General features: G+C 70.0%; 20 protein-coding genes. 13 read left to right on the plus strand and 7 right to left on the minus strand.

Annotated elements, in window-relative coordinates; translation table 11 throughout:
* The first annotated feature begins 254 nt into the window (after positions 1–254).
* Positions 255–2,222 (plus strand): hypothetical protein, encoded by a 1,968-nt coding sequence (locus tag ACWDR4_RS12695; protein ID WP_450407444.1) that lies wholly within the window; start codon positions 255–257, stop codon positions 2,220–2,222.
* A gap of 193 nt (positions 2,223–2,415) precedes the next feature.
* Here the strand turns inward: ACWDR4_RS12695 and ACWDR4_RS12700 are convergent, their stop codons facing one another.
* Entirely contained in the window at positions 2,416–3,207 is a 792-nt protein-coding gene (locus tag ACWDR4_RS12700; RefSeq protein ID WP_450407447.1) for an SDR family NAD(P)-dependent oxidoreductase, read from the minus strand.
* Positions 3,208–3,275: 68 nt separating this feature from the next.
* Complete coding sequence (locus ACWDR4_RS12705) at positions 3,276–4,025, minus strand: SDR family NAD(P)-dependent oxidoreductase (RefSeq protein ID WP_450407449.1); 750 nt, start codon at positions 4,023–4,025, stop codon at positions 3,276–3,278.
* 131 nt (positions 4,026–4,156) lie between these two features.
* Between ACWDR4_RS12705 and ACWDR4_RS12710 the strand changes: the two genes are divergently transcribed.
* Genes ACWDR4_RS12710 through ACWDR4_RS12730 form a run of 5 tightly spaced genes read left to right on the plus strand, consistent with a single transcriptional unit; the run spans position 4,157 to position 9,180 of the window.
* Entirely contained in the window at positions 4,157–5,029 is an 873-nt protein-coding gene (locus tag ACWDR4_RS12710) for a fumarylacetoacetate hydrolase family protein (protein ID WP_450407451.1), read from the plus strand.
* A gap of 4 nt (positions 5,030–5,033) precedes the next feature.
* On the plus strand, positions 5,034–5,870 hold the full coding sequence (locus ACWDR4_RS12715; protein WP_450407453.1) for a fumarylacetoacetate hydrolase family protein: 837 nt from the start codon (positions 5,034–5,036) through the stop codon (positions 5,868–5,870).
* Positions 5,867–7,093, plus strand: coding sequence for an amidohydrolase family protein (locus ACWDR4_RS12720; protein ID WP_450407456.1), 1,227 nt, complete (start codon positions 5,867–5,869; stop codon positions 7,091–7,093). Before ACWDR4_RS12715 ends, ACWDR4_RS12720 begins: the two co-directional genes overlap by 4 nt.
* Complete coding sequence (locus ACWDR4_RS12725; RefSeq protein WP_450407458.1) at positions 7,090–8,616, plus strand: carboxylesterase/lipase family protein; 1,527 nt, start codon at positions 7,090–7,092, stop codon at positions 8,614–8,616. The genes ACWDR4_RS12720 and ACWDR4_RS12725 overlap by 4 nt, the downstream gene beginning before the upstream one ends.
* A gap of 30 nt (positions 8,617–8,646) precedes the next feature.
* Positions 8,647–9,180, plus strand: a complete 534-nt coding sequence (locus tag ACWDR4_RS12730; protein ID WP_450407461.1) for a carboxymuconolactone decarboxylase family protein — start codon at positions 8,647–8,649, stop codon at positions 9,178–9,180.
* On the opposite strand, the gene ACWDR4_RS12735 is transcribed toward ACWDR4_RS12730, so the two are convergent.
* Positions 9,146–10,120: an alpha/beta fold hydrolase gene (locus ACWDR4_RS12735; protein WP_450407463.1), complete on the minus strand. Its 975-nt coding sequence runs from the start codon at positions 10,118–10,120 to the stop codon at positions 9,146–9,148. The two genes, ACWDR4_RS12730 and ACWDR4_RS12735, sit on opposite strands and share 35 nt — an antisense overlap.
* A 137-nt stretch (positions 10,121–10,257) precedes the next feature.
* Between ACWDR4_RS12735 and ACWDR4_RS12740 the strand changes: the two genes are divergently transcribed.
* Positions 10,258–11,016 carry a GntR family transcriptional regulator gene (locus ACWDR4_RS12740; protein WP_450407466.1) on the plus strand — a complete coding sequence of 253 codons (759 nt, stop codon included), beginning with the start codon at positions 10,258–10,260 and terminating at the stop codon, positions 11,014–11,016.
* A gap of 86 nt (positions 11,017–11,102) precedes the next feature.
* Here the strand turns inward: ACWDR4_RS12740 and ACWDR4_RS12745 are convergent, their stop codons facing one another.
* The gene (locus tag ACWDR4_RS12745; RefSeq protein ID WP_450407469.1) at positions 11,103–11,876 is read right to left on the minus strand and encodes an SDR family NAD(P)-dependent oxidoreductase; all 774 of its coding nucleotides are present in this window, start codon (positions 11,874–11,876) and stop codon (positions 11,103–11,105) included.
* A gap of 186 nt (positions 11,877–12,062) precedes the next feature.
* Here ACWDR4_RS12745 and ACWDR4_RS12750 point away from each other — a divergent pair, with 186 nt between their 5' ends.
* Positions 12,063–13,961 carry a hypothetical protein gene (locus ACWDR4_RS12750; RefSeq protein WP_450407471.1) on the plus strand — a complete coding sequence of 633 codons (1,899 nt, stop codon included), beginning with the start codon at positions 12,063–12,065 and terminating at the stop codon, positions 13,959–13,961.
* 164 nt (positions 13,962–14,125) lie between these two features.
* Here ACWDR4_RS12750 and ACWDR4_RS12755 read toward each other — a convergent pair whose 3' ends face one another.
* Both ACWDR4_RS12755 and ACWDR4_RS12760 read right to left on the minus strand, forming a co-directional pair.
* Positions 14,126–15,310 carry an FG-GAP repeat domain-containing protein gene (locus tag ACWDR4_RS12755; protein ID WP_450407473.1) on the minus strand — a complete coding sequence of 395 codons (1,185 nt, stop codon included), beginning with the start codon at positions 15,308–15,310 and terminating at the stop codon, positions 14,126–14,128.
* A 134-nt stretch (positions 15,311–15,444) separates the two neighbouring features.
* Positions 15,445–16,380 carry a zinc-binding dehydrogenase gene (locus ACWDR4_RS12760; protein ID WP_450407475.1) on the minus strand — a complete coding sequence of 312 codons (936 nt, stop codon included), beginning with the start codon at positions 16,378–16,380 and terminating at the stop codon, positions 15,445–15,447.
* Positions 16,381–16,510: 130 nt separating this feature from the next.
* Here ACWDR4_RS12760 and ACWDR4_RS12765 point away from each other — a divergent pair, with 130 nt between their 5' ends.
* Entirely contained in the window at positions 16,511–17,131 is a 621-nt protein-coding gene (locus ACWDR4_RS12765; protein ID WP_450407478.1) for a TetR/AcrR family transcriptional regulator, read from the plus strand.
* Between the two features lie 105 nt (positions 17,132–17,236).
* A complete protein-coding gene (locus ACWDR4_RS12770; protein WP_450407481.1) occupies positions 17,237–17,713 on the plus strand; it encodes a hypothetical protein in 477 nt (158 codons plus the stop codon).
* 16 nt (positions 17,714–17,729) lie between these two features.
* On the opposite strand, the gene ACWDR4_RS12775 is transcribed toward ACWDR4_RS12770, so the two are convergent.
* A complete protein-coding gene (locus tag ACWDR4_RS12775; RefSeq protein WP_450407792.1) occupies positions 17,730–18,515 on the minus strand; it encodes a class I SAM-dependent methyltransferase in 786 nt (261 codons plus the stop codon).
* 232 nt (positions 18,516–18,747) lie between these two features.
* Between ACWDR4_RS12775 and ACWDR4_RS12780 the strand changes: the two genes are divergently transcribed.
* Genes ACWDR4_RS12780 through ACWDR4_RS12790 form a run of 3 tightly spaced genes read left to right on the plus strand, consistent with a single transcriptional unit; the run spans position 18,748 to position 22,891 of the window.
* Positions 18,748–19,572 (plus strand): TIGR03084 family metal-binding protein, encoded by an 825-nt coding sequence (locus ACWDR4_RS12780; RefSeq protein WP_450407483.1) that lies wholly within the window; start codon positions 18,748–18,750, stop codon positions 19,570–19,572.
* 17 nt (positions 19,573–19,589) lie between these two features.
* A complete protein-coding gene (locus ACWDR4_RS12785) occupies positions 19,590–21,290 on the plus strand; it encodes an acyclic terpene utilization AtuA family protein (RefSeq protein WP_450407795.1) in 1,701 nt (566 codons plus the stop codon).
* The gene (locus ACWDR4_RS12790) at positions 21,287–22,891 is read left to right on the plus strand and encodes an acyl-CoA carboxylase subunit beta (protein WP_450407485.1); all 1,605 of its coding nucleotides are present in this window, start codon (positions 21,287–21,289) and stop codon (positions 22,889–22,891) included. The genes ACWDR4_RS12785 and ACWDR4_RS12790 overlap by 4 nt, the downstream gene beginning before the upstream one ends.
* The last annotated feature ends 5 nt before the right edge of the window (positions 22,892–22,896 follow it).

The following is a 22,896-nucleotide window of genomic DNA, read 5'->3' on the forward strand; positions in this document are numbered from 1 at the left end:
CCCCTGGGCGCCGACCGCGACCAGCTCACCACCCGCGCCGATCCCCGGTTCACCGAACTGCGCACGCGCGTCCTGTCCCGCATCCGAGGCGAACGGGCGCCGGACGTACCGGACTTGACGGAGTCCGTAATCCGCTAAGGCACCTGAGCCCCCCTTTCCTTACCTCTCCTTTCCTCCCTTCTCCTCTCCTCATCTTCTTTTCTCAGGCTGACGCCACGCGTCCCTTCCCCCTGCCCGAAAACCCCCTGAAACCCATGGAGTTCACAGTGCTGCGCACCAACATCAGCTATCGGTCCCGCAATCGAGCCCTCCTCGTGGCGGTCGCCGCCGTACTGGCGCCGCCGGTTCTCGTACCGGCCACCGCGCGGGCCGCGGCTGCCGACACGATCACCGTCGCCTCCGGGGAGACCCTGACGCTCACGGAGACCACCACCGCGGGCGCCCTCGTCATCGAGGAGGGCGGTGCCATCGCCGTCCCGGACGGCTACAGCCTCAGCCTTACCGTCAACGGTGTCGAGATCGGCAGCGAGTTGGCCGAACTCACCGACGGCTACGGCGGAGTGGCGACCGCCATCGCGGCGGGCACCTACTCCGGAACGGTCGTCCTGACCGTCGCCGAGGCCACCGACGTCGCCTACGACGACCTCACCTTCCCCTTCCGCCAGGCCCTGTACGTGGACGCCGACGGCGTCGACGAGGCCAAGTCGGTCCCCTCGGCGGTCCTCGGCGGCACCGTCTCCGACACGGGCGCGAGCGACATCCGGCTGCTGTCGGACGGCGAGGCGTTCAACGGCGTGTACGTCGCCGGCGGCGGCACCTACACGCTCACGAATCCGCAGGTCGCGTACGTCGGGAACGGGCGCTGCGACTTCATCGGGTACGGCGCCTCCATCGTGGGCACGGGTGAGGGCACGACGCTCGTCGTGGACGGCGCGACCATCAGCAACGAGGGCGTGGTCCGCACCGCCGTCATCGCCGACGCCACCGCCAACGTCGTCGTCAAGAACTCCACGCTGCACTGCGCCGACGGCACCGTCCCGGACGAGTACCCGACCGCCGGCACCGGCGACACCCGGTACATGATCACCGTCCCGTGGATGCTGGGCCTGTCCGGCAACGTCCGTACGACCAACCTGCTCGGTACGAGCACCAAGCTGTCCTTCGTCAACTCCTCGATCTCGTCGGAGAAGTGGGGCGCCCTGTCGGTCGACGGGGGCAGCTACTGCACGCTCACCGCCATCAACAGCAGCATCGCCAACACCGGTGGCCAGGGCTACGGTTCGTACGCCATCGGCAACGTCACCGAGCACTTCCTCGGCTGCACCTTCGACGTCGGCGACTACGCCCTGATCCACTGGGGCGCCTCGGCCCACTACGGCGACAGCACCAAGGAAGCGGTCGCGGCCCTCAATGAGTCCCTCGAACTCGGCCTGACCAGTGCGGAGTTGAGCGCACTGCCCGAGCGCTCGACGGTCGTCAACGCCGGTCGCTTCATGGTCCTCTGGTACGCGGCCGGGTCGGTCACCATCGACGGCGGAACCCAGGTCAACACCGGCGAGACCGCGTTCATGTGCAAGGCGGTCGCGGGCGCCGTCACGGCCGACGGCTCCGACGGTGCAACGATCAACCCCGGCAACGGAGTTGTCTTCCAGCTGATGGACTCCGACCGCCCCAGCAGCGTCACGGTCTCGGGGAAGGCGTGGAAGACGGAGACCATAGGCACGTACACCGAGCCGACCGGCTCCCCCACCAAGTCCTCCTCCTGGACGACGACTTCGTCCCAGTCCACCGACGCGAAGGGCACGTTCACGGACATCGCCCTGACCGGCGACTTCTACAACTCGGTCTGGGGCGGCGGCAACGGGAGCATCCAGGGTCAGAACCTCACCCTGTCCTTCACCCGCTCCACGGTCGAGGGCGTCATCTCCGCGTCCACGGCCAAGCACGCCGTCTCCACGATCACCTCGGCGGAGTACCGCGAGATCAGCGAGGTCACCAACACCCCGAGCGCGGTGGTCAACAACGGCGTCCTGGTCACCCTGGGCGCCGGCACGACCTGGACGATCACCGGCACGTCATACCTGAGCGCCCTCACGCTCGCCTCCACCGCCGCCATCCAGGCCCCGACCGGCAAAACGGTAACCCTGACGGTCAACGGCACGACCACGACCATCACGGCCGGCCGCTCCTACTCGGGAGCAATCACCCTGACGGTCGCGTAACGACGTAACGCCAACAAAAGACCGACCCCCGGGATTTGGATGCGAACCGATTCCCGGGGGCCGGGGCTTTTCGTGGGCGATTCAGGGCCGAGCTTTTCAGCGGGCCAGATCCCCAACCAACCCAGGGGCGCGGGGAACTGCGCGACCAGCCACAACGCACCCGCACCCGAAAACCTGCCGAACCCGCGGAGCGCTACGCCCCAACCATGTTGTAGCCCCCATCAGCAATCAAGAACCCACCCGTAATGTGCTGCGCATCCTCCGTAGCCAAGAACAACGCCGTCCCCGCCAACTCCGCAGGCCCAGGAATCCGCCCCATAGGCGTAGCCGCCCGCAACACATCCCCCCGCCCACTCTTCCAGTCGTCCCGCCCAAGCGTCGCCGCCGTCTCAATGAACCCCGGCGCAAAGACATTCACCCGAACCTTGGGCGCAAAGGCCTGAGCGTACGACTTGGTCAGCCCGATGATCCCGTACTTGGCGGCGGCGTACTGCGGCGCCCGCGCACTCCCTCGTACGACCACGGTGGAGCCGACGTTCACGATCGCGCCGCCCCCCTCCTGCTCCAGCATCCGCGCCCCGAACTCGTGCGTGCACAGCAGCGTGCCCTTGATGTCGACGGCGAGGACGTGGTCGATGGACTCCTCGGTGATGTCCCGCCAGGACATCTGCTCGCGGGCCACGTCGCCGACGTTGTTCACGGCCACGTCGAGGCGCCCGAAGCGCGACCAGACCTCGTCGGCGAGGCGTCTGATCTGGTCGTGCTCGGCGATGTCGGCCTGGACGACGAAGGCCTTGCGGCCAAGTTCCGTCACGCGCCGGGCAGTTGCCTCGGCGCCGGCCAGGGAGCCGCGGTAGTGGACCGCGACGTCGGCACCCTCCTGCGCGGCCCGTACGGCGATCTCGGCGCCGAACCCGGTACCGGCACCGGTGACGAGGACGGTCTTCCCGGCGAAGCGTTCGGATACGGGGGTCACGGGGGTCATACGGGCTCCGTTCATGAGATCTGTTGCTCTGAAAGGAAGTTCTGAAGGCGAGTTGGAGGACACGGATGTCATACGAGGGTCCGCCCGCCGTCGACATACAGCACCTGTCCGGTGACGAACGCCGCCTCGTCGGAGGCGAGGAAGAGGACGGGGCCGGTCAGATCCCCGGGCCGGCCGAGGCGTCCGGCGGGGACGAGCGACTCCAGGGAGGCGCGTACGCCGGGCCGGGCGAGGTAGTCGCGGGTCAGCTCGGTCTCGGTGTAGCCCGGGGCAACGGCGTTGACGGTGACGCCAGTTGGCGCCCACTCGCGTGCCATCACCCGCATCAGCTGGTTCACCCCGCCCTTGGTCGCCGCGTACGGCGAGTGGTCCGCGTGCGCGAGCAGCCCCGAGACGGAGGACAGGTACACGATCCGCCCGTACCCGGCGGGCACCATCACCGCGCCGACGGCCCGGCCCAGCCAGAAGGCGCTGTCGAGGTTGATCGCGGTGATCCGCTCCCACACCTCGTCGGGCGTCTCCAGCACCGGACGGCGGTCGTTGGCGCCCACCGCGTGCACGAACACGTCGATTCCGCCGAGGAGTTCGACCGTACGGCCGACAGCGGCACGGCAGGCGTCCGCCGAGGTGAGGTCGACGGCCAGCCCGCTGACCGAACCGGAGGTCTCCTGCTGGAGTTGGTCGAGTTTCGCCTTGTCGACGTCGAGGACGAGCACCACCGCGCCCGCCCCGGCCAGCGCCCCGGCGACCGCCGCTCCGATGCCACCGGCGCCGGCGACCAGCGCTCGCGTTCCCCTGAAGTCCCAAGTAGCGCGCATGGTCCGGACGGTAAGCCACGACATGGATTTGTGTCCACACTTGACGCGTCTATTGACGTTCAACAGCGTGATTGCCAGGCTGTCTGTCGACAGTTAAGGCCTGTGGGTGGTTGAGCGAGGTCGGAGATTCGATGAAGCTGGTGACGTTCGACGAGGGACTGGTGGGACGGCTCGACGGCGAGACCGTCGTGGAGCTGGAAGTGCCCTCTACGCGGGCGTTCTTCGCGCACGATGGTCAAGTCCGGGAAACCGGGCAGACGTTCGCGCTCGCGGACGTACGGCTGCGCGCCCCGATCGTGCCGAAGAAGTTCTTCCACACGGCCGGCAACTTCCGTGAACACCACGAGGACCTGGTCCGGGTCGACTGGTCCCACCCGGTCAACAAGGGCATCGTCTTCTTCCAGAACGTCGACGCGGTCATCGGCCCGGACGAGCCGATCGTGTACCCGGCCAACCTGACCCGCGAACTCGACTACGAACTCGAACTCGCCGTCGTCATAGGCAAACCCGGCAAGTTCTTCTCCGCCGAGGAGGCCGCCGAACACATCGCGGGCTACCTGGTGTTCAACGACATCACCGCGCGCGACATCCAGCGCCGGGAGATGGAGTCCGGGGTCTTCTCCTTCTCCAAGGCCATCGACACGTTCTGCCCGATCGGCCCGTACATCGTCACGGCGGACGAGATCGACGACCCGCACGACCTCGACATGGAACTCCGGGTCAACGGCGACGTACGCCAGAAGTCCAACACCTCGCGGATGTCCGTCTCGATCCCGCAGTTGGTCGCCTACCACTCCCCGCAGATCTACAGCGCGGGCGACATCATCACCACGGGCACGATCGCGGGCGTCGCCGCGAGCACCTCGGACCCCTTCGCGAACTACCTCAAGCCCGGTGACGTCGTCGAGGCCGAGATCGAGGGCCTGGGCGTGCTGCGCAACCCGGTGCTGTCCTGGAAGGACGCGTACGGGACCGACGAGCCGCCCGCCGGACAGTGGGCCTGAGCCGATGCGCATCGCACAACTCGCCGGTCGTACCGTCCTGTTGACGGACGAGGGCGCCATCCCTGTCCCGACCGACCTCGCGACCGACCTCTTCGCCCACTGGGACGACCTGCGTGAGTGGTCGAGATCCGCGTCCGCCACGGATGCCCGGCCCTACGACCCGGCCGACCTCCAGGCCCCCGGCCGCCCCGCCCCGCGTCAGATCTTCGCCGTAGCCCTCAACTACCGCCCCCACACGGCGGAAGCGGGCTACGAGGAACCATCGGCACCCCTCGTCTTCACCAAGTTCCCGACCTGCCTCACCGGCCCGTACACCACCGTGGACCTGCCGCCGGGCAACGTCGACTGGGAGCTGGAGCTGGTCGCGGTCATCGGCCGCGAGGCGCACAAGGTGCCCGTGGAGAAGGGCTGGGACCCGGTCGTCGCGCTCACCGTCGGCCAGGACCTGTCCGAGCGGATCAGCCAACTCGCGGGCAGACCAGCCCAGTTCTCGCTCGGCAAGTCGTATCCAGGGTTCGGCCCTGTCGGTCCCGCGCTCGTCAGCCTCGACGAGATCGACGCCGTCGGGCACCGGGACGACCTGGAGCTGACCTGCGAGCTGAACGGCGAGGTCGTCCAGTACGACCGTACGGCCAACATGATCTTCCCCGTCCCGCAACTGGTGTCGTACCTCAGCGAGTTCTGCACCCTGCTCCCCGGTGACCTGATCTTCACGGGCACTCCGGCGGGCGTCGGCAACCGGCGCGTGCCGCAGCGGTTCCTCACACCGGACGACGAACTGGTCAGTCGCATAGGGTCGGTGGGGGAGATGCGGCACCGCTTCCGGAGGACGGCCCCATGACCCGTACGCTCTTCACCGACGTCCAGATCTTCGACGGCACCGGACGCGACCCGTTCCCGGGCCAGGTGCTCGTCGAGGGCGACCGCATCACCGCCGTCGCCGCCGATGTGCCCCGCGACCAGCGGGCGGGCGCCAGAGTGATCGACGGCGGCGGAGGCACCCTCCTCCCCGGTCTCGTCGACGCCCACGCCCACCTCGGATTCGGCTCCACCGTCGAGCACCTGTCCCGGAGCCGTGACGAACCGCCGGAGGAAAAGGCCCTGTTGGTGGCCCACGCGGGCCGGGTCCTGCTCGACCACGGGATCACCAGCGCGTACTCCGGCGGCAACCGGCTGCCCGGTACGGAGATCGCGGCCCGCAAGGCGTTCGCCGAGGGCTGGATGCCCGGCCCGCGTCTGAAGGCCGCCTCCTGGGAGGGCAGCGCAGGCATGGTCGAGCCCGGCGTGTACGACTTCCCGGGCGTCGACGGCCGCGCCTCCGACCCGGAGTCGGTGTCCCGTTTCGTGACCGGCATGGCCGAACTCGGCGTCGACATCGTCAAGTTGTCCCTCTCCGGAGAGAGCGCCGTCGTCCAGGGCACCTCGCGGATCGTGCAGTTCACGGACGAGGAGGTCGCCGCCGCCTCCCGTACGGCGGAGAAGCACGGCGTCTGGCTCACCGCCCATGCCCACGCAGCCGAGTCGGTCAAGATGGCCGTACGGCACGGCATCCGCGCCTTCTACCACTGCACCTTCGCCGACGAGGAGGCCCTCGACCTCCTCGAAGCCGCCCGCGACCGGATCTTCGTCGCCCCGACCCCCGGCATCATCCACGCCAACCTCCACGAGGCCGGCAGCGAACCCGAGCCCGGCATGGAGGTGGAGGCGACCGCCGAGGCCGTACGCCGGGTCGTGCCCGAACTGGTCCGGCGCGGCATCCGCGTCGTCCCCGGCGGCGACTACGGCTTCGCCTGGAACCCGGTGGGCCGCAACCTCCGCGACCTCGAACTCTTCGTCGACTGGTTCGGCTTCACCCAGGCCGAGGCGCTGCGCGCGGCGACCGGGTACGGCGGTCAGGTGATGGGCCTCGGCGACCAACTCGGCCTGGTCCGGGAGGGGTTCCTCGCCGACCTCGTGCTCGTCGACGGCGACCCGCTGGCCGACATCCGCATCCTCCAGGACCGCGACCGGCTCGCGGTGATCATGAAGGACGGCCGACTGCACAAGCACAGGGCGGCCGGGTGACCGGCCAGGCAGTCGAATCCGACTCCTCGATCCGGGCGCGTACGAACACCGGCCGACTAAAGGGGCGTTGGGAAGGTGACGTGGCCGTCTTCCGGGGCATCCCCTTCGCCGCGCCGCCCGTCGGCGAGCTGCGCTGGCGGCCACCCCGGCCGCCCGCCGCGTGGGACGGCGAGCGTCCCGCGTACGACTTCGGCCCCGCGCCCCTGCAACCGCAGCCGCCCCGCGACTCGATCATGTTCCACACCAACTTCGCCGACCGGCGGGCCCTGGTGATGAGCGAGGACTGCCTCTACCTCAGCGTCTGGACCCCGGAACCGTCCGACTCGCCCGGCGGGGGCGGAGTCGGAGGCGGCCTGCCGGTGATGGTGTGGATCCACGGCGGCGGCAACCGCTACGGCCACGGCGGCCAGGAGATCCACGACGGCCGCTCCCTGGCCCGCCGGGGCGTGGTCGTCGTCACCCTCAACCACCGCCTGGGCGCCCTCGGTTTCCTCGCCCACCCGGGTCTGGCCGCCGAGGACGACCTCGGAGCGTCCGGCAACTACGGCCTCCTGGACATCGTCGCGGCCCTGACCTGGGTACGGGAGAACATCGCGGCCTTCGGCGGCGACCCCGACCGCGTCACCCTCGCCGGCAACTCCGCCGGAGCCGCCCACATCTGTCACCTCATGGCCTCCACCACGGCCCGCCCCCTCTTCCGGGCCGCGATCGGCCAGAGCGCCTCGGGCGTCGGCAGGGCGGAGGGACCGCTCCCGGACCAGGCCGCCGCACAGCGACAAGGGCTGTGCTGGGCAGGGGAGTTCGGAGACCGGGATGTTACCGGGCTGCGCCGCACCGACGGCGTCGAGCTGGTCCTCAAGGGTCACTTTGGCCCGGTCATCGACGGACGGGCCCTCACCGCCCCGAGCGACGACGTCTTCGCCGCCGGACACCAGCACCCCGTCCCGCTGCTCGTGGGCACCAACTCCGATGAAGGCTCGGTGTACGCGACCCTGGACGCTGTACGCCGCCTGCCCGTCGAGCCGGGCACGGACGAGCTGTACCCCTTGCGCGACGGCGACCAAGTCCGACGTACGGCACGGCGGTTCACCGGCGAGAGCCGCTTCACGTACCCCGTGTGGCACTGGGCGCGGGCCCACAGCGCCGTCGCACCGACCTGGATGTACCGCTTCACCCGTACGCCACCACTGCCGCCCGACCTCGACCTGGCCCCGCCCCGCGACGGTCTCCCGGGATACGGCGTCCATCACACCGCCGAACTCCCGTACGTGCTCGACAACTTGCACGCCCGACCCTGGCCCTGGACCGAGGCCGACCGCGCGCTGGCGCGAACGATGGCGGACACCTGGGTTCGCTTCGTCGACACGGGCGACCCCAACGGTGCCGGAGCCCTGCCCAGTTGGCCCCGTTTCACCGACACGGAGGCGATGGTCTTCGGCGGTGAGGTGACTCCCGTAGAGCTGGGGCGGGTCGAACGGCTGGACGCGATGCGGCTGCTGGCGATGCTGCCCCGCCCCCTCTGACGCCCCACCTATCTCCAGGAGATTCATCCCGTGGCACGACTCCCCGGCACCGAAGGGGTCGGCGAGATCGCCGACCGTATCCGCGCACGTCGTGGCGGCTCCCTCCGCCCCCTGGACCAAATGCTGCTGCACAGCCCCCAGTTGGCCGACGGCTGGAACAGCCTTCTGGGCGCCGTACGGCAGCGGATGGCGCTGCCCGCCGACATCCGGGAACTGGTCGTCCTGCGGATCGCCGTCCTCAACCGGGCCCCGTACGAATGGACCGCGCACGAGGGCCCGGCGCGTGAAGCGGGCCTGGGGGATGCCGAGTTGGCGGCCCTGCGTGAGGAGAGGCCTGAGCTGGACGACGTACGCCGGTCGCGGGTCATCGCGTACACCGACGCGATGACCCGCGATGTGCATGTCCCGGACGAGCTGTTCGACGCCCTGCGGGACCACTTCACCGACGCGGAACTTGTCGAGCTGACCGCCACCGTGGCCGCGTACAACATGGTGTCCCGCTTCCTGGTGGCCCTGGACGTACAGGTGCCTACCGCGAACGGCCGGACCAGCGAAGGAAGTTGACCATCAGGCGGTTCCACTGCACGGACTGCTCCCAGTGCGGGTTGTGGCCCGACTCGCGGATCACATGGAACTCCACGTCCTGGATGTGCTGCGCGTTGAGCCGCATCAGCGACGGCGGGCTGTAGAGGTCGCCGTCCCCGACGAGGAGTTGGACCGGCATGGTGAGGGTCTCCAACAGGGCCCAAGTGGTCGTGTGAGCGAGTGACTGGGGGAAGGCGTCGGCGGTCCTGGCGCGGGCGTTGATCTCCAGCCAGGCCGCCACGCCGTCGCGGTCGCCGCCCCGGTACGAGGGGCCCAACTCCTTGAAGTCGACGGGCATGTCGTCCCACGGGTCGGGCAGCAGCAGCTGCTCCAGTTCCGCGTACTCCGCGTCCGTGACGCCCATCTTGCTGCTGGACACGGTGAGTCCGTACAGCCGGTCCCCGTACGAGAGCGCGTAGTCGACGGCGACATAGCCGCCCGCCGCCGAACCGGAGAGGTGGAAGCGGTCCAGGCCGAGATGGTCGGCGAGGGTGTTCAGGTCCCCGGAGGCGGTGTCGGACTCGGTGCGGGTGCCGGCCACGGAGCCGTACGCGCCGCGCCGCGAGTACCCGATGACCCGGAAGCCCGCACCGGAGAACACCGGTTGCTGGTAGGGCCAGCTCTCGCCGCTGCCGGACCCGGGGTGGAGGAGGATCACGGGCTGACCGTCCCCGCCGGTGTCCCAGGCCCACAGGCTGCCGCCCCCGGCGACGGGTATCTGGTACTCGGTGACGGCGACCTGTTGGGGGAGGGGTACGGGGGTCCAGGGCGCGTCGGCCGAGGCGCCGGCCCCGGACCTGGACGCGGCGGTCGCGTTTCCTGTGTTGAGGGCGGTCAGGCTGGTGAGCCCGGCCAGCGCGGCACCGCCGACGACGGCACGGCGGCTGGGATTTCGCTGATCTGCCTGATCTCTCTGCATTGTTCCTCCTGGGGTGATGGTTGACTGTTGTCTGTCGACAGAAGGCCGGTGGCTGGGGTATATGTCGGCTGGAGAGTGGGATAGTGTCGACACCGTGCGTTTGCTGTGTGTCGCTCTGAGTCAGGGAGAATCGCCGGATGGCTGCCGAAGAGGATGAGGACACGCACGTCGTGGTGCTCGCGCGCCTGCTGCGCCTGCGGGACAGGCGTGAGCCGTTGGTCGCGCAGATCGCCGAATGGGTGGGGTCGGGCATCATCGAGGGCCGGCTGGAACCGGGCCAGGATCTCAACAGCGTCGATCTGTCACGCCGGTTCGACACCAGCCGGACGCCGGTGCGCGAGGCGCTGATGGTGCTCGAACAGGAGGGCCTGGTCGAGATGAAGGCGCGCCGGCGGCCCCGGGTCGCCGCGCCCTCCCTCCAGGACATCCGCGACATCTACCAGGTGCGCCGCCAACTCCTTTCCATGCTGGCCGGGTTGCTCGTCGAGCGCGCCACCGACGAGGAGCTGGCCGAACTGCGGCTCCGGGTCGGGCGGATGCGGAAGCTGGCCGACGACGGTGACGTGGACGCGTACTTCTGGAGCCATGTGCAGCTCCAGGAGCGGATGACCGAGATCGTCGGCAACAGCACCCTGAAGCAGATCCTCGACTCCCTCGCCCTGCGCACCCTGATGCTGCGCCACCTGAGCCTGACCCGTGCGGGGCGCCTCGCCTACAGCGTCGACGACCAGGAACGCCTGCTCCAGGCCTGCGAGGAGCGCGACGGGGAACTGGCGTCGGCGCTGATCGCCGGGGCGACGGTCCGTGCGCTGCGGGCGGTGGAGGAGCAGTTGGAGCAGGACGCCGCCGGGCGCGGCCGGAAACCCGCGCGTCGGCGCCGGGCGGCGGCTTCCTGAACGGCGGCTTCTTGGATGGCGGTCTCCTGAACGCCGACGTTCTGAACAGCGGTCTCCTGTACGGCAGTTGAGGTCCGGCGCCCGTGTCACTTCGCCAATACCCCGCCGTCCACCGGGAAGTTGCCGCCGGTGACCCAGGCCGACTCGTCGGACGCCAGATAGACGGCGCACCAGGCGATGTCCTCGGGGGTGCCGACCCGGCCCAGGGGAATGCGGGCGAGCAGGGCCTCGCGGGCGGCGCCCTCGTGGGCGCCCGCCGACTCGGTGGCCGGGGTGCGGACCATGCCGGGGGAGATGGTGTTGGCCCGGATGCCCGCCGGACCGCCCTCGACGGCGAGCTGACGGGTCATCCCGAGTACGGCCGACTTGCCCGCGCAGTGGGCGACCATGCCGAAGGTGCCGCTGCCCCGAAAGGCGTTCACCGAGGCGAAGTTGACGATGGACCCACCGCCGGACGCGACAAGATGCGGCCAGGCAGCCTGCACCGGCAGGAAGACGACGTCGACCTCGCCGCGCATCGTCGGCGTCCACTGCGCGTCGAAGTCCATCTCGGCGGCGGACGCCATGCGCGGGGCGATCGCACCGGCGGTGACCAGTACGTCGACCCGCCCGTGCCGCTCGTACGCCTCGTCCGCGAACCGCCGGGCGTCGTCGGGGACGGTCATGTCGAGCGGCGCGAGCACCTCGACGCCCAGCCCCCGCTCGGCGGCCAGCTTCTGGGTCCGCTCGGCCGCCGCCGGGTCGATGTCGCAGCCGACGACGGTCGCGCCCTGCGCGGCGAAGAGCAGCGCGCACCCCTGGCCGATCCCGGCGCCCGCACCGGTGACGAGAGCGACCTTGCCGGAGAGTCTGCCGGTCACTTGGACCTCCTTGTGGGGGTTGGCTTACGTGCCGACCTTCTTCCTAGTGTCGACACTATGGCCGGGTCAAGGGGTGAACCTTTGAATTCGCACCTAACTGTCGACAGTGCGTGAGCCCTGGGGGCAGACTCCGGGCTCATGGAATCAGGCAGCGGCAGCGGTAGCGGCAGTACCTACGACCCGTCGATGAGAGACCGTGTACGGGCCCTGACGGCAGCGGTGACGGCCGGGGCGGTGCTGGCCCTCCCGGGCACGGGAACGGGCACCGCCCGCGCGGCGGCAGGTCCCCAACAGGCCGACAGCGAGAGTGAGTTGACGGTCGCGGCGGGGGAGACGTACGTCCTCACCGCGACCACGCCCCTCACCGCCCTCACGATCGCCGAGGGAGGCACCCTCACCACACCCACCGGCTGCACCCTCACGATGACGATCGACGGCGTCGAGTGCGGATCGGTGCTGACGGCGACGCTGGCGACGAGCACGACGATCGCGCCGGGCTCGTACACCGGGGCCATCGTCCTCACCGTCGCGGAGGAGAACCTCGCCACCTTCGCCGGGGTCACCTTCCCCTTACGCCAGGCGCTGTACGTCGACGGCACGGGCGCCGTGGCCACGAAGTCCGCGCTGTCGGCCCTGGTGGGCGGCACGGTGACCGACGCGGCGGCGCGAGAAGTGGGCATCGCCTCCACCGGGGAGGCGTTCAACGGGGTGTACGTGGCAGGCGGGGGCGCGTACGAGATCAAGGACACGGTGATCGGGTTCACGGCCAACGGGCGCTGCGACTTCGTCGGCTACGGGGCGGCGATCGTCGGCACCGGCTCGGGCACGACGCTCGTCGTGGACGGCGTCACGGTGTCCAACGTGGGTGTGCAACGTACGGGGTTGGTCGCGGACAAGGGGGCGAACGTCGTCGTCAAGAACTCGTCGATCCGGTGCCTGAACGGGGTCGTGCCCGCCGACTACGTCTTCGCGGCCGGTGCGAACATGCTGGTCGTGCCATGGCGGCTGGGCATCTCGGGCAACGTCCGCGCGACCAACCTGATCGGCACCGGCACGAAGGCCACGTACATCAACTCGTCCATCTCCTCCGAGACTTGGGGTGCCTTCTCGGTCGACTCGGTCAGCAACGCCCAGGCCACCGCGATCAACTGCTCCATCGCCAACCTCGGCACCGAGGGCTACGCCACCTTTGCCGACGGCAACGTCACGGAACGCATCCTGGGTTGCGTACTCGACGCCGGTACGTACGCCACGATCATCGGCGCCTCCAACGGGACGGTGCACTACGGCGACAGCACGAGCGCCGACATCGCCCAGCTCAACTCCGACCTCGAACTGGGGTTGTCGGAAGCGGAGTTGGAGGCCATCCCCGTACGGAGCACAGTGATCGACTCCCGGGGCTTCGGGGTGATGTGGCACGGCGCGGGCACCCTGCACATCAGCGGTGGGACCGTTCTCACCTCGGCCGCAACGACCTTCCTGGACAAGGGGGTTCGGGCCACGATCACCGTGGACGGTTCCCAGGGTGCCGCGCTGAACCCGGGCAACGGGGTCGTCCTCCAGGTGATGGAGACCGACAACCCGGGCTCGAACGCCGGGGTGTACACGGAGCCGACCGCCGACCCGGTGAAGGACGGCACCTTCGACACGACCGCCGTCCACGACACCGACACGACGGCGACGTTCACGGACATCGAGCTGACGGGCGACTTCTGCAACGCCATGCGTACGGGCAGGAACATGGTCCTGACCTTCCAAGGGGCTCATGTCCAGGGCGTGTTGTCGTCATCCGTCTCCCGGCACGCCGTCACCACGATCACCTCGGCCGAGTACGCCGAACTGGGCCACGTGACCAACACCCCCGGCCCGGTCGTCAACAACGGCGTGCTCGTGACCCTGGACGCGGGCTCGGAGTGGGCGGTGACGGGTACGTCGTACCTGAGCAGGCTGACCCTCTCGGCGGACTCGGCGGTCACCGCGGGTCCAGTCGGCGGCACGGTCGCGATGACGGTGGACGGCGTGCTGACGGCCGTAGAACCGGGTGGTGACTACAGCGGGGCGATCACGCTGACGGTGGTGGCCTGAGCCCTTGCGGGAGTTCGCGGGACGTCTGCGGGAGGTTTGCCGAGCGCTTGAGGGACGTTTCGCGGTGGACGAGCGGCGCCCAGCCCCCAAGCCGGGCACCGCTCGCCCACCTGTGAATACGTACGAACACGTGCGAATAGCGGGTGAATGCCTGCGAACTGTTGTCAGTTGCAGGTGCCGGTGAAGACGTCCACCTCGTCGTTGCTGCTGCCCGCCACGACGAGGTCCTGCGTCCCGTCGGACGTCAGATCGGCGGCTGCCGCCTCGTACGCGCCGGGGGCGGCCAGCTCGGTCAGCTCGTCCAGGGCGCCGCCCGAGGTGCCCTGGAAGACGGTGACGGAGTTTCCGTTGAGGGAGGAGACGAGGAGGTCGGTCACGTCGTCGCCGTCCAGGTCGGCGGAGTTGACCGCGACGGGGAGACCGGGCGTCGTGTAGTCGACGGAGTCCTGGAAGGTGCCGTCGCCGTTCCCGGCGTACACCTCCAGGGTGTTGGAGCCGTTGCTGATGGTGGCCAGGTCGGTCGTCCCGTCCCCGTCGAAGTCGCCCTGGGCGATGGAGTAGAGCCGGTTGACGCTGTCGTACTCCGTGACGGCGCCGAAGGTTCCGTCACCGTTGCCGAGGGCCACGCTGACCCCGCCGGCGGTGGCGACACTGGCGGTGGCGATGTCCAGGTCGCCGTCGCTGTCGAAGTCGGTGAGGACGAGTCCGTGCGGCCGGGTCACGGTCACCACCTCGACGTCGACGGTGAACGACCCGGCACCGTCGCCGAACAGCAGGCTGACCCCGCCGCCCGACTCCTCCGCCACCGCCAGGTCCAGCTTGCCGTCGTCGTCGAGGTCACCGGCGACGAGGGAACGGGCACCCGCGCCGACGGTGTACTGCGTGGACGCCCCGAAGGCACCCCCACCCGTCCCCAACAGCACGCTCACGGTGCCGCCGTTGAAGTCGGCGGTGGCGATGTCCGGGTTGCCGTCGTCGTCGAAGTCGGCGATCACGGACTGGTACGGGTGGGCGCCCACGGCGTACTCGGTGGCCGCGCCGAAGGTCCCGTCACCGTTGCCCAGCAGCACGGACAGCGAGTTGCCGTCGTTGTTTGCGGCGACGACGTCCGCGTTCCCGTCACCGTCGAGGTCCCCGGTCACCACATGCCGGGGGTTGTTGCCGGTGGTGGCGGAGGTGTCGAACTGGGTGAAGGAGAGGGAGCCCGAGCATGCGGTGGCGGCTGCGGTGAACGTCCCGGTGGCGGAGGCCATGGCCACGACGCTGGATCCGATGGCTAAGGCCCCGAGGGTGCCGGCGGCCAGGACGCGGCGGGCCCTGTATTTCTTGTGCCTGCGGTTCTCTGTCATGGGAACGGGAACTTAGGAGCCGCTCCTGTGATTGACGTGTCACGGGACAGTGGTTTCGCACAGTGCCGTAGCCGAGGTTTTCTCCGGGCGGACGAGGACCGACCGTGATGGTGACGGTGCCTGGAGATCGACGGTCACTGGAGATCGAGGACGGCCTTGCCGTGGAGGCGGCCGTCGAGCAGGGCCCGTACCGCCTCGGAATGGCGGGTCCAGGGGCCGCGCCAGCTGATGCCCGGATCGAGGCGGCCCGCGGCGATCTCGCCGGCCAGCCAGGTCAGATCCGCGGAGTGGTCGGTGGTGGGGTCGCTGAAGAGGAAGAACGTGCGGATCGACCGGTCGTGACGTCCGTCGGTGCCCACCAGGGCGTCGGCCGGCAGCACCGAGTCGGTCCCGGCGGAGCGGCCCACGCTGAAGAGGGTGCCGCCGGCCGACAAGGAGGCGAAGGCGTCCACGAGTTGCTGTCCGCCGACGTTGTCGAGTACGGCCGACACGGGCTGCCGTACGGCGGCCGGCTCGGGGTGGACCTCGTGGGCGCCCAGGGCCCGCAGGCCGTCCGCCTGGGCGGGGTTCCGGCTGACGGCGACGACGTACGCGCCCGCGCGGGCGGCCAGCTGGACGGCGTACCGGCCGACACCGCCGGAAGCGCCGGTGACCATCACGCGGCGGCCGAGCAGCGAGCCCATCCGGCGCAGCACGTGCAGGGCGCTCAGTCCGGCCACGGGGACGGTGCTCAGGGCGCCGGGGTCGGTGTCCTTCGGCGCGGTGCCGAGCAGGGTGGCGGGGGTGGCCCGCAGCTCGGCCCAGCCGGCCTCGCCGAGGGTGACGACCCGCTCGCCTGCGGCCGGGCCCGAGCCGTCGGCGGCTGCCCGGACGACCACACCGGCCGCGTCCCACCCGAGCACGGTGCCGTCCGGGGTCGCCGGATCGGCCGCCCCGTGGAAGACCTCCCCGAAGTTCAGCGAGACCGCCTCGACGCGCACGAGCGCCTCGTGGGCGGCGGGCCGCGGGTCTGGGACGTCCGTCAGCGACAGATGTCCGGTCGAGGTGTGGTCGACGACGAGTGCGCGCACGGGAGGAACCCTTCGGGAAGGTGGGGAGGTGGGGAGGCGGACGAGTGAAGTGAAATGAAGTGCCACAGTGTGGCGTTTGCTCTATTGGAGCATACGCTCAATCTCGGCGCCCTTGATAAGGTTGCTGTCGATGACCACCTCGACCGCTCCGACCGCCCCCGAAGAGCCCGTCACCCTGCGGGAGCGCAAGAAGCTGCGCACGCGCCAGGCGCTGGCCGACACCGCCGTGACGCTCTTCGGCGAACGTGGATTCGACAGCACTCCGCTGGACGCGCTGCTTGAACAGGTGGAGGTGTCGCGGCGGACCTTCTTCCGCAACTTCCGCTCCAAGGAGGACGTGGCGTTCACCGCCGCCAAGCAGCTCTGGGCCGTCTACCTGGAAGTCCTGGACGACGGCGGTACGGAGAAGTCCGGGCCGCTGGCGGACGTCCTGCTCCGCACCATGCTGACGACCCTGGAGCGCATGGACGAGGACTGGTACCGGCGCTTCCCGCTCACACTCCGGCTGGTCGCCGACTCACCGGCACTCGACGGGTACGCGCTGCGGCACTGCGCCGAGGTCCAGGCCGAGATCGCCCGCCGGTTCGACGGCCAGAACCCCCTCGAACTACGGCTCCTCATCGAGTTCTTCGTGGCCACCTGGCGCTGCACCCTCGACGAATGGCTCCCCGACTGCACCCCGGGCGAACTGCCCGAACTCCTGCGCCTGTCCTGCTCGTCCATGAACTCGGCCCTCGCCCTGGAGGCGTGAGCCGGTTCTCCGCCGCAGGCACCGCCGGGCGACGCGCCGTTGTCAGTGCCGTCCTCTAGGTTGACGCCGTCCTCGCAAGGAGGGCACGGAGGAGAGGGGTGCGCGATGGGTGCGAGCGGCTGGGAGTACATCACTCCGTTCGACGGCAGCGTCGAACGGGCACTGGGGAACTTGCACGCGCAGGTGTTCCAGCAGGAGTACGGCGACGACGACACGTACGAGACGCTCGAAGACCTGTACGCCGACGAGGAGTTCATGGAGGAGGAGGGCACCCACTCGATCCTCGACATCAAGCGGGTGGTGCACACGACCCGCCCCCCTTCCGAGCGCAGGGCCAAGGACTACGGGACCCTGCGACCCCTGGCCCCCGACCGCGCAGCCCACCAATTCGGCACCGACCGCCCGACCCCCGAGCAGTTCCAGGCGCGGCTCGATGAGGCGTACGAGAGGAAGAGCGGCCGTACGCACCCCACAGAGGACCTGATCGAGGAGTGCCGTATGCGGTGGACGGGCCTGTACGTCGTCCTGTACACCGGCGACGAGCCGACCCACCTGGGCATCTTCGGCTACTCGGGCGACTGACCGGGCAGCGCGGGCGTCAGTCGGCGGCGGGCTTCTCCCACACCGACACATGCTTCGTGCTCTCGCTCGTGAACGGCTCCCGCGCCCACCCCTCCCACCGCTCGCGCAGCCGCATCCCGGCCAGCTGGGCCATCAGATCCAGCTCGGACGGCCACACGTACCGGAACGGAATGGACCGGTAGGACCCGCGACCGTCCACCACCTCCACGTAGTTCGAGCTGGTGTTCTGGGTGGCGACGTCGTACACGTCGAAGGCCCAGCGCGTCGGGCTCGTGTGGAACGGCACGACGTTCTGCCCGGGCGGCAGGTTCCGCAGCTTGGGCACCCCGACCTCGATGACGAAGGTCCCGCCGGGCGCCAAGTGCGCCGCGACATTGCGGAAGCACGCGACCTGCGCCTCCTGCGAGGTCAGGTTCATGATCGTGTTGTAGACGAGGTAGGCGACGGAGAACTCCCCGTCGGTCGTCCCGGCCCGCGTCGCCGAGAAGTCCCCGTACGTCACCCCGATCGCGTCCCCGCCCGGCTTGGCCCGCATCCGCGCCACCATCGCCCGCGACATGTCGATCCCGTGCACCTCGACCCCGCGCCGCGCCAACGGCAACGCGATACGCCCGGTCCCGATCCCGAGTTCGAGGGCCCGCCCGGCACCGGCCAGTTCGGCCAGGAAGTCGGCGGCCGGTTCGACGGCGGCGGGGGCGAACATGTCGGAGGAGGGGTCGTCATAGTCGGCGGCTATCGGTTCACCGAAGTAGCCGTCCTGGTCTTGGGCCTGGTCCTGGTGGGGGTGGTCGTCGTCGTTCACGTCATTCGCGATGTCGGCTTTATCCACCGGCGGAACGTACTGCTGGGATCGGCGGCGCCGCACCTCAATTTCCGGGAGTCAATGAGCCTTTGAGCCACTTCCTGCAACTCCTCGTAATCCCCCGACCAATGCAAGCACGCTTGCTTGTTTCTGGTGTCGCTGACATCCTTCGACCACGGACCGCACCACGCCACAATGTCCGGCACACCGTCGTGCCCGAAGGGAAGTGCCCGTGTCCGACCCGTCGGCCGTGATCGACGACATGTGTCAGGAGGGCGCCCAACTCGACCAGCTGGTCGCCGAGTTGGGTGAGGAACAGTGGGCCCTCGACACCCCCGCCCCCGCCTGGACCGTCGCCCACCAGATCGCGCACCTCGCCTGGACCGACCACTCCTCCGTGCTGGCCGTGACCGACCAAGCCGCCTTCGCCCGTGAGGTGGAGAACGCGCTGATCTCGCCCGGGGACTTCGTGGACAACGGTGCCGAGGAGGGGGCGGGGAAGCCGCCCGCGCAGTTGCTCGCGGACTGGCGGGCCGGGCGCGAGGCCCTCGCGGACGCCCTGCGCGCCGCACCCGACGGGGCGCGGTTCCCCTGGTACGGGCCGCCGATGTCCACCGCCTCCATGGCGACCGCCCGGCTGATGGAGACCTGGGCCCACGGCCTGGACGTGGCCGACGCGCTGGGCGTGCCCCGCATCGCCCCCACCGCCCGCCTCCGGCACATCGTCCGACTCGGTGTCCGCACCCGCGACTTCGCGTTCGGTGTGCACGGGCTGACCCCGCCGTTCGACGAGTTCAGCGTGGAACTCGTGGGCCCCGCAGGGGAGTTGTGGACGTACGGTCCGCAGGACGCGAAGTGGGCGGCCGGCCGTGTCACCGGCCCCGCCCTCGACTTCTGCCTCCTCGTCACCCAGCGCGCCCACCGCACCGACCTCGCCCTGCACGCCGAAGGCGACGACGCCGACCAATGGCTCGACATCGCCCAGGCCTTCGCCGGACCGCCGGGCAACGGACGCGCGCCGAAGGGGAGTTCGGGGAGTACGGGGAGTACACCGTGACGGCCCCCCAGGGGAACCTGTCCCCCCTCCGCATAGGCAACGCCTCCGGCTTCTACGGCGACCGTTTCGACGCCATGCGCGAGATGCTCACCGGCGGCCGACTCGACGTCCTCACCGGCGACTACCTCGCCGAGCTGACCATGCTCATCCTCGGCCGCGACCGCCTCAAGGACCCGTCGGCCGGGTACGCCCGCACCTTCCTGCGGCAGTTGGAGGAGTGCCTCGGGCTCGCGCACGAGCGCGGGGTACGGATCGTCGCCAACGCCGGTGGTCTCAACCCGGCGGGACTCGCCGACGCCGTAAGGAAGGTGGCCGACCGGCTCGGCATCCCCGCCCGCGTCGCCCACGTCGAGGGCGACGACCTCACCGCCGGCCACCCCAACAGCCTTGCCGCACACGCCTACTTGGGTGCCTTCGGCATCGCCGCCTGTCTGCGCGAGGGCGCGGACGTCGTCGTCACCGGTCGCGTCACCGACGCCGCCCTCGTCGCCGGGCCCGCCGCCGCCCACTTCGGCTGGGGGCCCGAGGACCACGACCGCCTCGCGGGCGCGGTCGTCGCCGGACATGTGCTGGAGTGCGGTACGCAGGCCACCGGCGGCAACTACGCCTTCTTCGCCGAGCACGTACGCCAGGACGTCCGCGCCCTCCGCCACCCCGGCTTCCCCCTCGCCGAGATCCACCCCGACGGCACGAGCGTCATCACCAAGCATCCCGGCACCGGCGGCATCGTCGACATCGGCACGGTCACCGCCCAACTCCTGTACGAGACGCAGGGAGCCCGGTACGCCGGCCCCGACGTCACCACCCGCCTCGACACCGTGCGGCTCGTCCAGGAGGGCCCCGACCGGGTACGCATCCACGGCGTACGCGGCGAAGCGCCCCCGCCCACCCTCAAGTTGGGCCTGAACCGGCTCGGCGGTTTCCGCAACGAGGTCACCTTCGTCCTCACCGGGCTCGACATCGAGCACAAGGCCGAGCTGGTCCGCGACCAGTTGGAGACCGCCCTGTACGCGGCCAAGTCCAGCCCCGCCGAGATCAGTTGGACCCTCGCCCGCACCGACCACCCCGACGCCCCCACCGAGGAGACCGCCAGCGCCCTGCTCCGGCTCGTCGTACGCGACCCCGACCAGAACACCGTGGGCCGCACCCTCAGCGGTGCCGCTGTCGAACTCGCCCTCGCCAGCTACCCCGGGTTCCATGTCCTGGCACCCCCCGGAAAAGGCGCCCCCTACGGGGTGTTCGAGGCGAAGTACGTCCCCCAGGACGCCGTGGACCACCTGGCCGTCCTGGCCGACGGACGCCGGATCCCCGTACCCCCGCCGCACGACACCCTCGTACTGGACGAACTACCGGAACCACCCCTGCCCGACCCCCTGCCCCCCGGCCCGACCCGCCGCGCCCCCCTCGGCCTCCTCGCCGGTGCCCGCAGCGGCGACAAGGGCGGCAACGCCAACGTCGGTGTCTGGGCGCGCACGGACGAGGCCTGGCGCTGGCTGGCCCACACCCTCACCACCACCCGCTTCCGCGAACTGCTCCCGGAGACCGCCGACTTGACTGTCGTACGGCACACCCTCCCGCACCTCCGCGCCCTCAACTTCACCGTCGAGGGCATCCTCGGCGAGGGCGTCGCCGCGCAGCACCGCTTCGATCCGCAGGCCAAGGCGCTCGGCGAATGGCTGCGCTCCCGGCACCTCGACATACCGGAGTCCCTCCTGTGACGGTCCTGACCTCGGCGCTCGACCCCGCCACCGCCGATCACACCTCCCACCGCGAGTCCATGCTCGGCAAACTCGCAGCCCTGGACGCCGAACACGCCAAGGCCCTCGCGGGCGGCGGGGAGAAGTACATCGCCCGGCATCACGCCCGTGGCAAGCTCCTCGCCCGCGAACGCATCGAGCTGCTCCTCGACCCCGACACCCCCTTCCTGGAGCTGTCGCCGCTCGCGGCCTGGGGGAGCGAGTACGCGGTCGGCGCCTCGCTCGTCACCGGTATCGGGGTCGTCGAGGGCGTGGAATGCCTGATCACGGCCAACGACCCGACCGTGCGCGGCGGTGCGAGCAACCCCTGGAGCCTCAAGAAGGCCCTGCGCGCCAACGACATCGCGCTCGCCAACCGGCTGCCCTGCATCAGCCTCGTCGAGTCCGGCGGCGCGGATCTCCCGTCCCAGAAGGAGATCTTCATCCCCGGCGGAGCCGTCTTCCGCGACCTCACCCGCCTCTCCGCCGCCGGAATTCCCACGGTGGCCGTCGTGTTCGGCAACTCCACCGCCGGTGGGGCGTACATCCCCGGCATGTCCGACCACGTGATCATGGTCAAGGAGCGCGCCAAGGTGTTCCTCGGCGGGCCGCCCCTCGTCAAGATGGCCACTGGCGAGGAGAGCGACGACGAGTCGCTGGGCGGCGCCGAGATGCACGCGCGCGTGTCGGGCCTCGCGGACTACTTCGCCCTCGACGAGCACGACGCCCTGCGCCAGGCCCGCCGCGTCGTCGCCCGCCTCAACCACCGCAAGACGTACGCCGATCCGGCTCCCGCCCTGGTCCAGCCGCCCAAGTACGACCCCGACGAGCTGCTCGGCATCGTCCCGGGCGACCTCCGGACCCCCTTCGATCCCCGCGAGGTCATCGCCCGTATCGTCGACGCCTCCGACTTCGACGAGTTCAAGTCCCTCTACGGAACCAGCCTCGTCACCGGCTGGGCGGCGCTCCACGGCTACCCGGTCGGCATCCTCGCCAACGCCCAAGGGGTCCTCTTCAGCGAGGAGTCACAGAAGGCCGCCCAGTTCATCCAGCTCGCCAACCAGCGCGACATCCCGCTCCTCTTCCTGCACAACACCACCGGCTACATGGTCGGCAAGGAGTACGAGCAGGGCGGCATCATCAAGCACGGCGCGATGATGATCAACGCGGTCTCCAACTCCCGCGTCCCCCACCTCTCGGTCCTGCTGGGCGCCTCGTACGGCGCCGGCCACTACGGCATGTGCGGGCGCGCCTACGACCCCCGCTTCCTCTTCGCCTGGCCCAGCGCCAAGTCGGCGGTGATGGGCCCGCAGCAACTGGCGGGCGTGCTCTCGATCGTGGCCCGGCAGTCGGCCGCCGCCAAGGGACTGCCGTACGACGAGGAGGGCGACGCGGCTCTCCGGGCCATGGTGGAGCAGCAGATCGAGTCCGAATCGCTCCCCATGTTCCTCTCCGGGCGGCTGTACGACGACGGCGTCATCGACCCGCGCGACACCCGCACCGTCCTCGGCCTGTGCCTCTCCGCGATCCACACCGCCCCCTACGAGGGCGCCCGCGGCGGCTTCGGCGTCTTCCGAATGTGAGGGAC

It is taken from the genome of Streptomyces sp. NPDC000878, assembly GCF_053599695.1.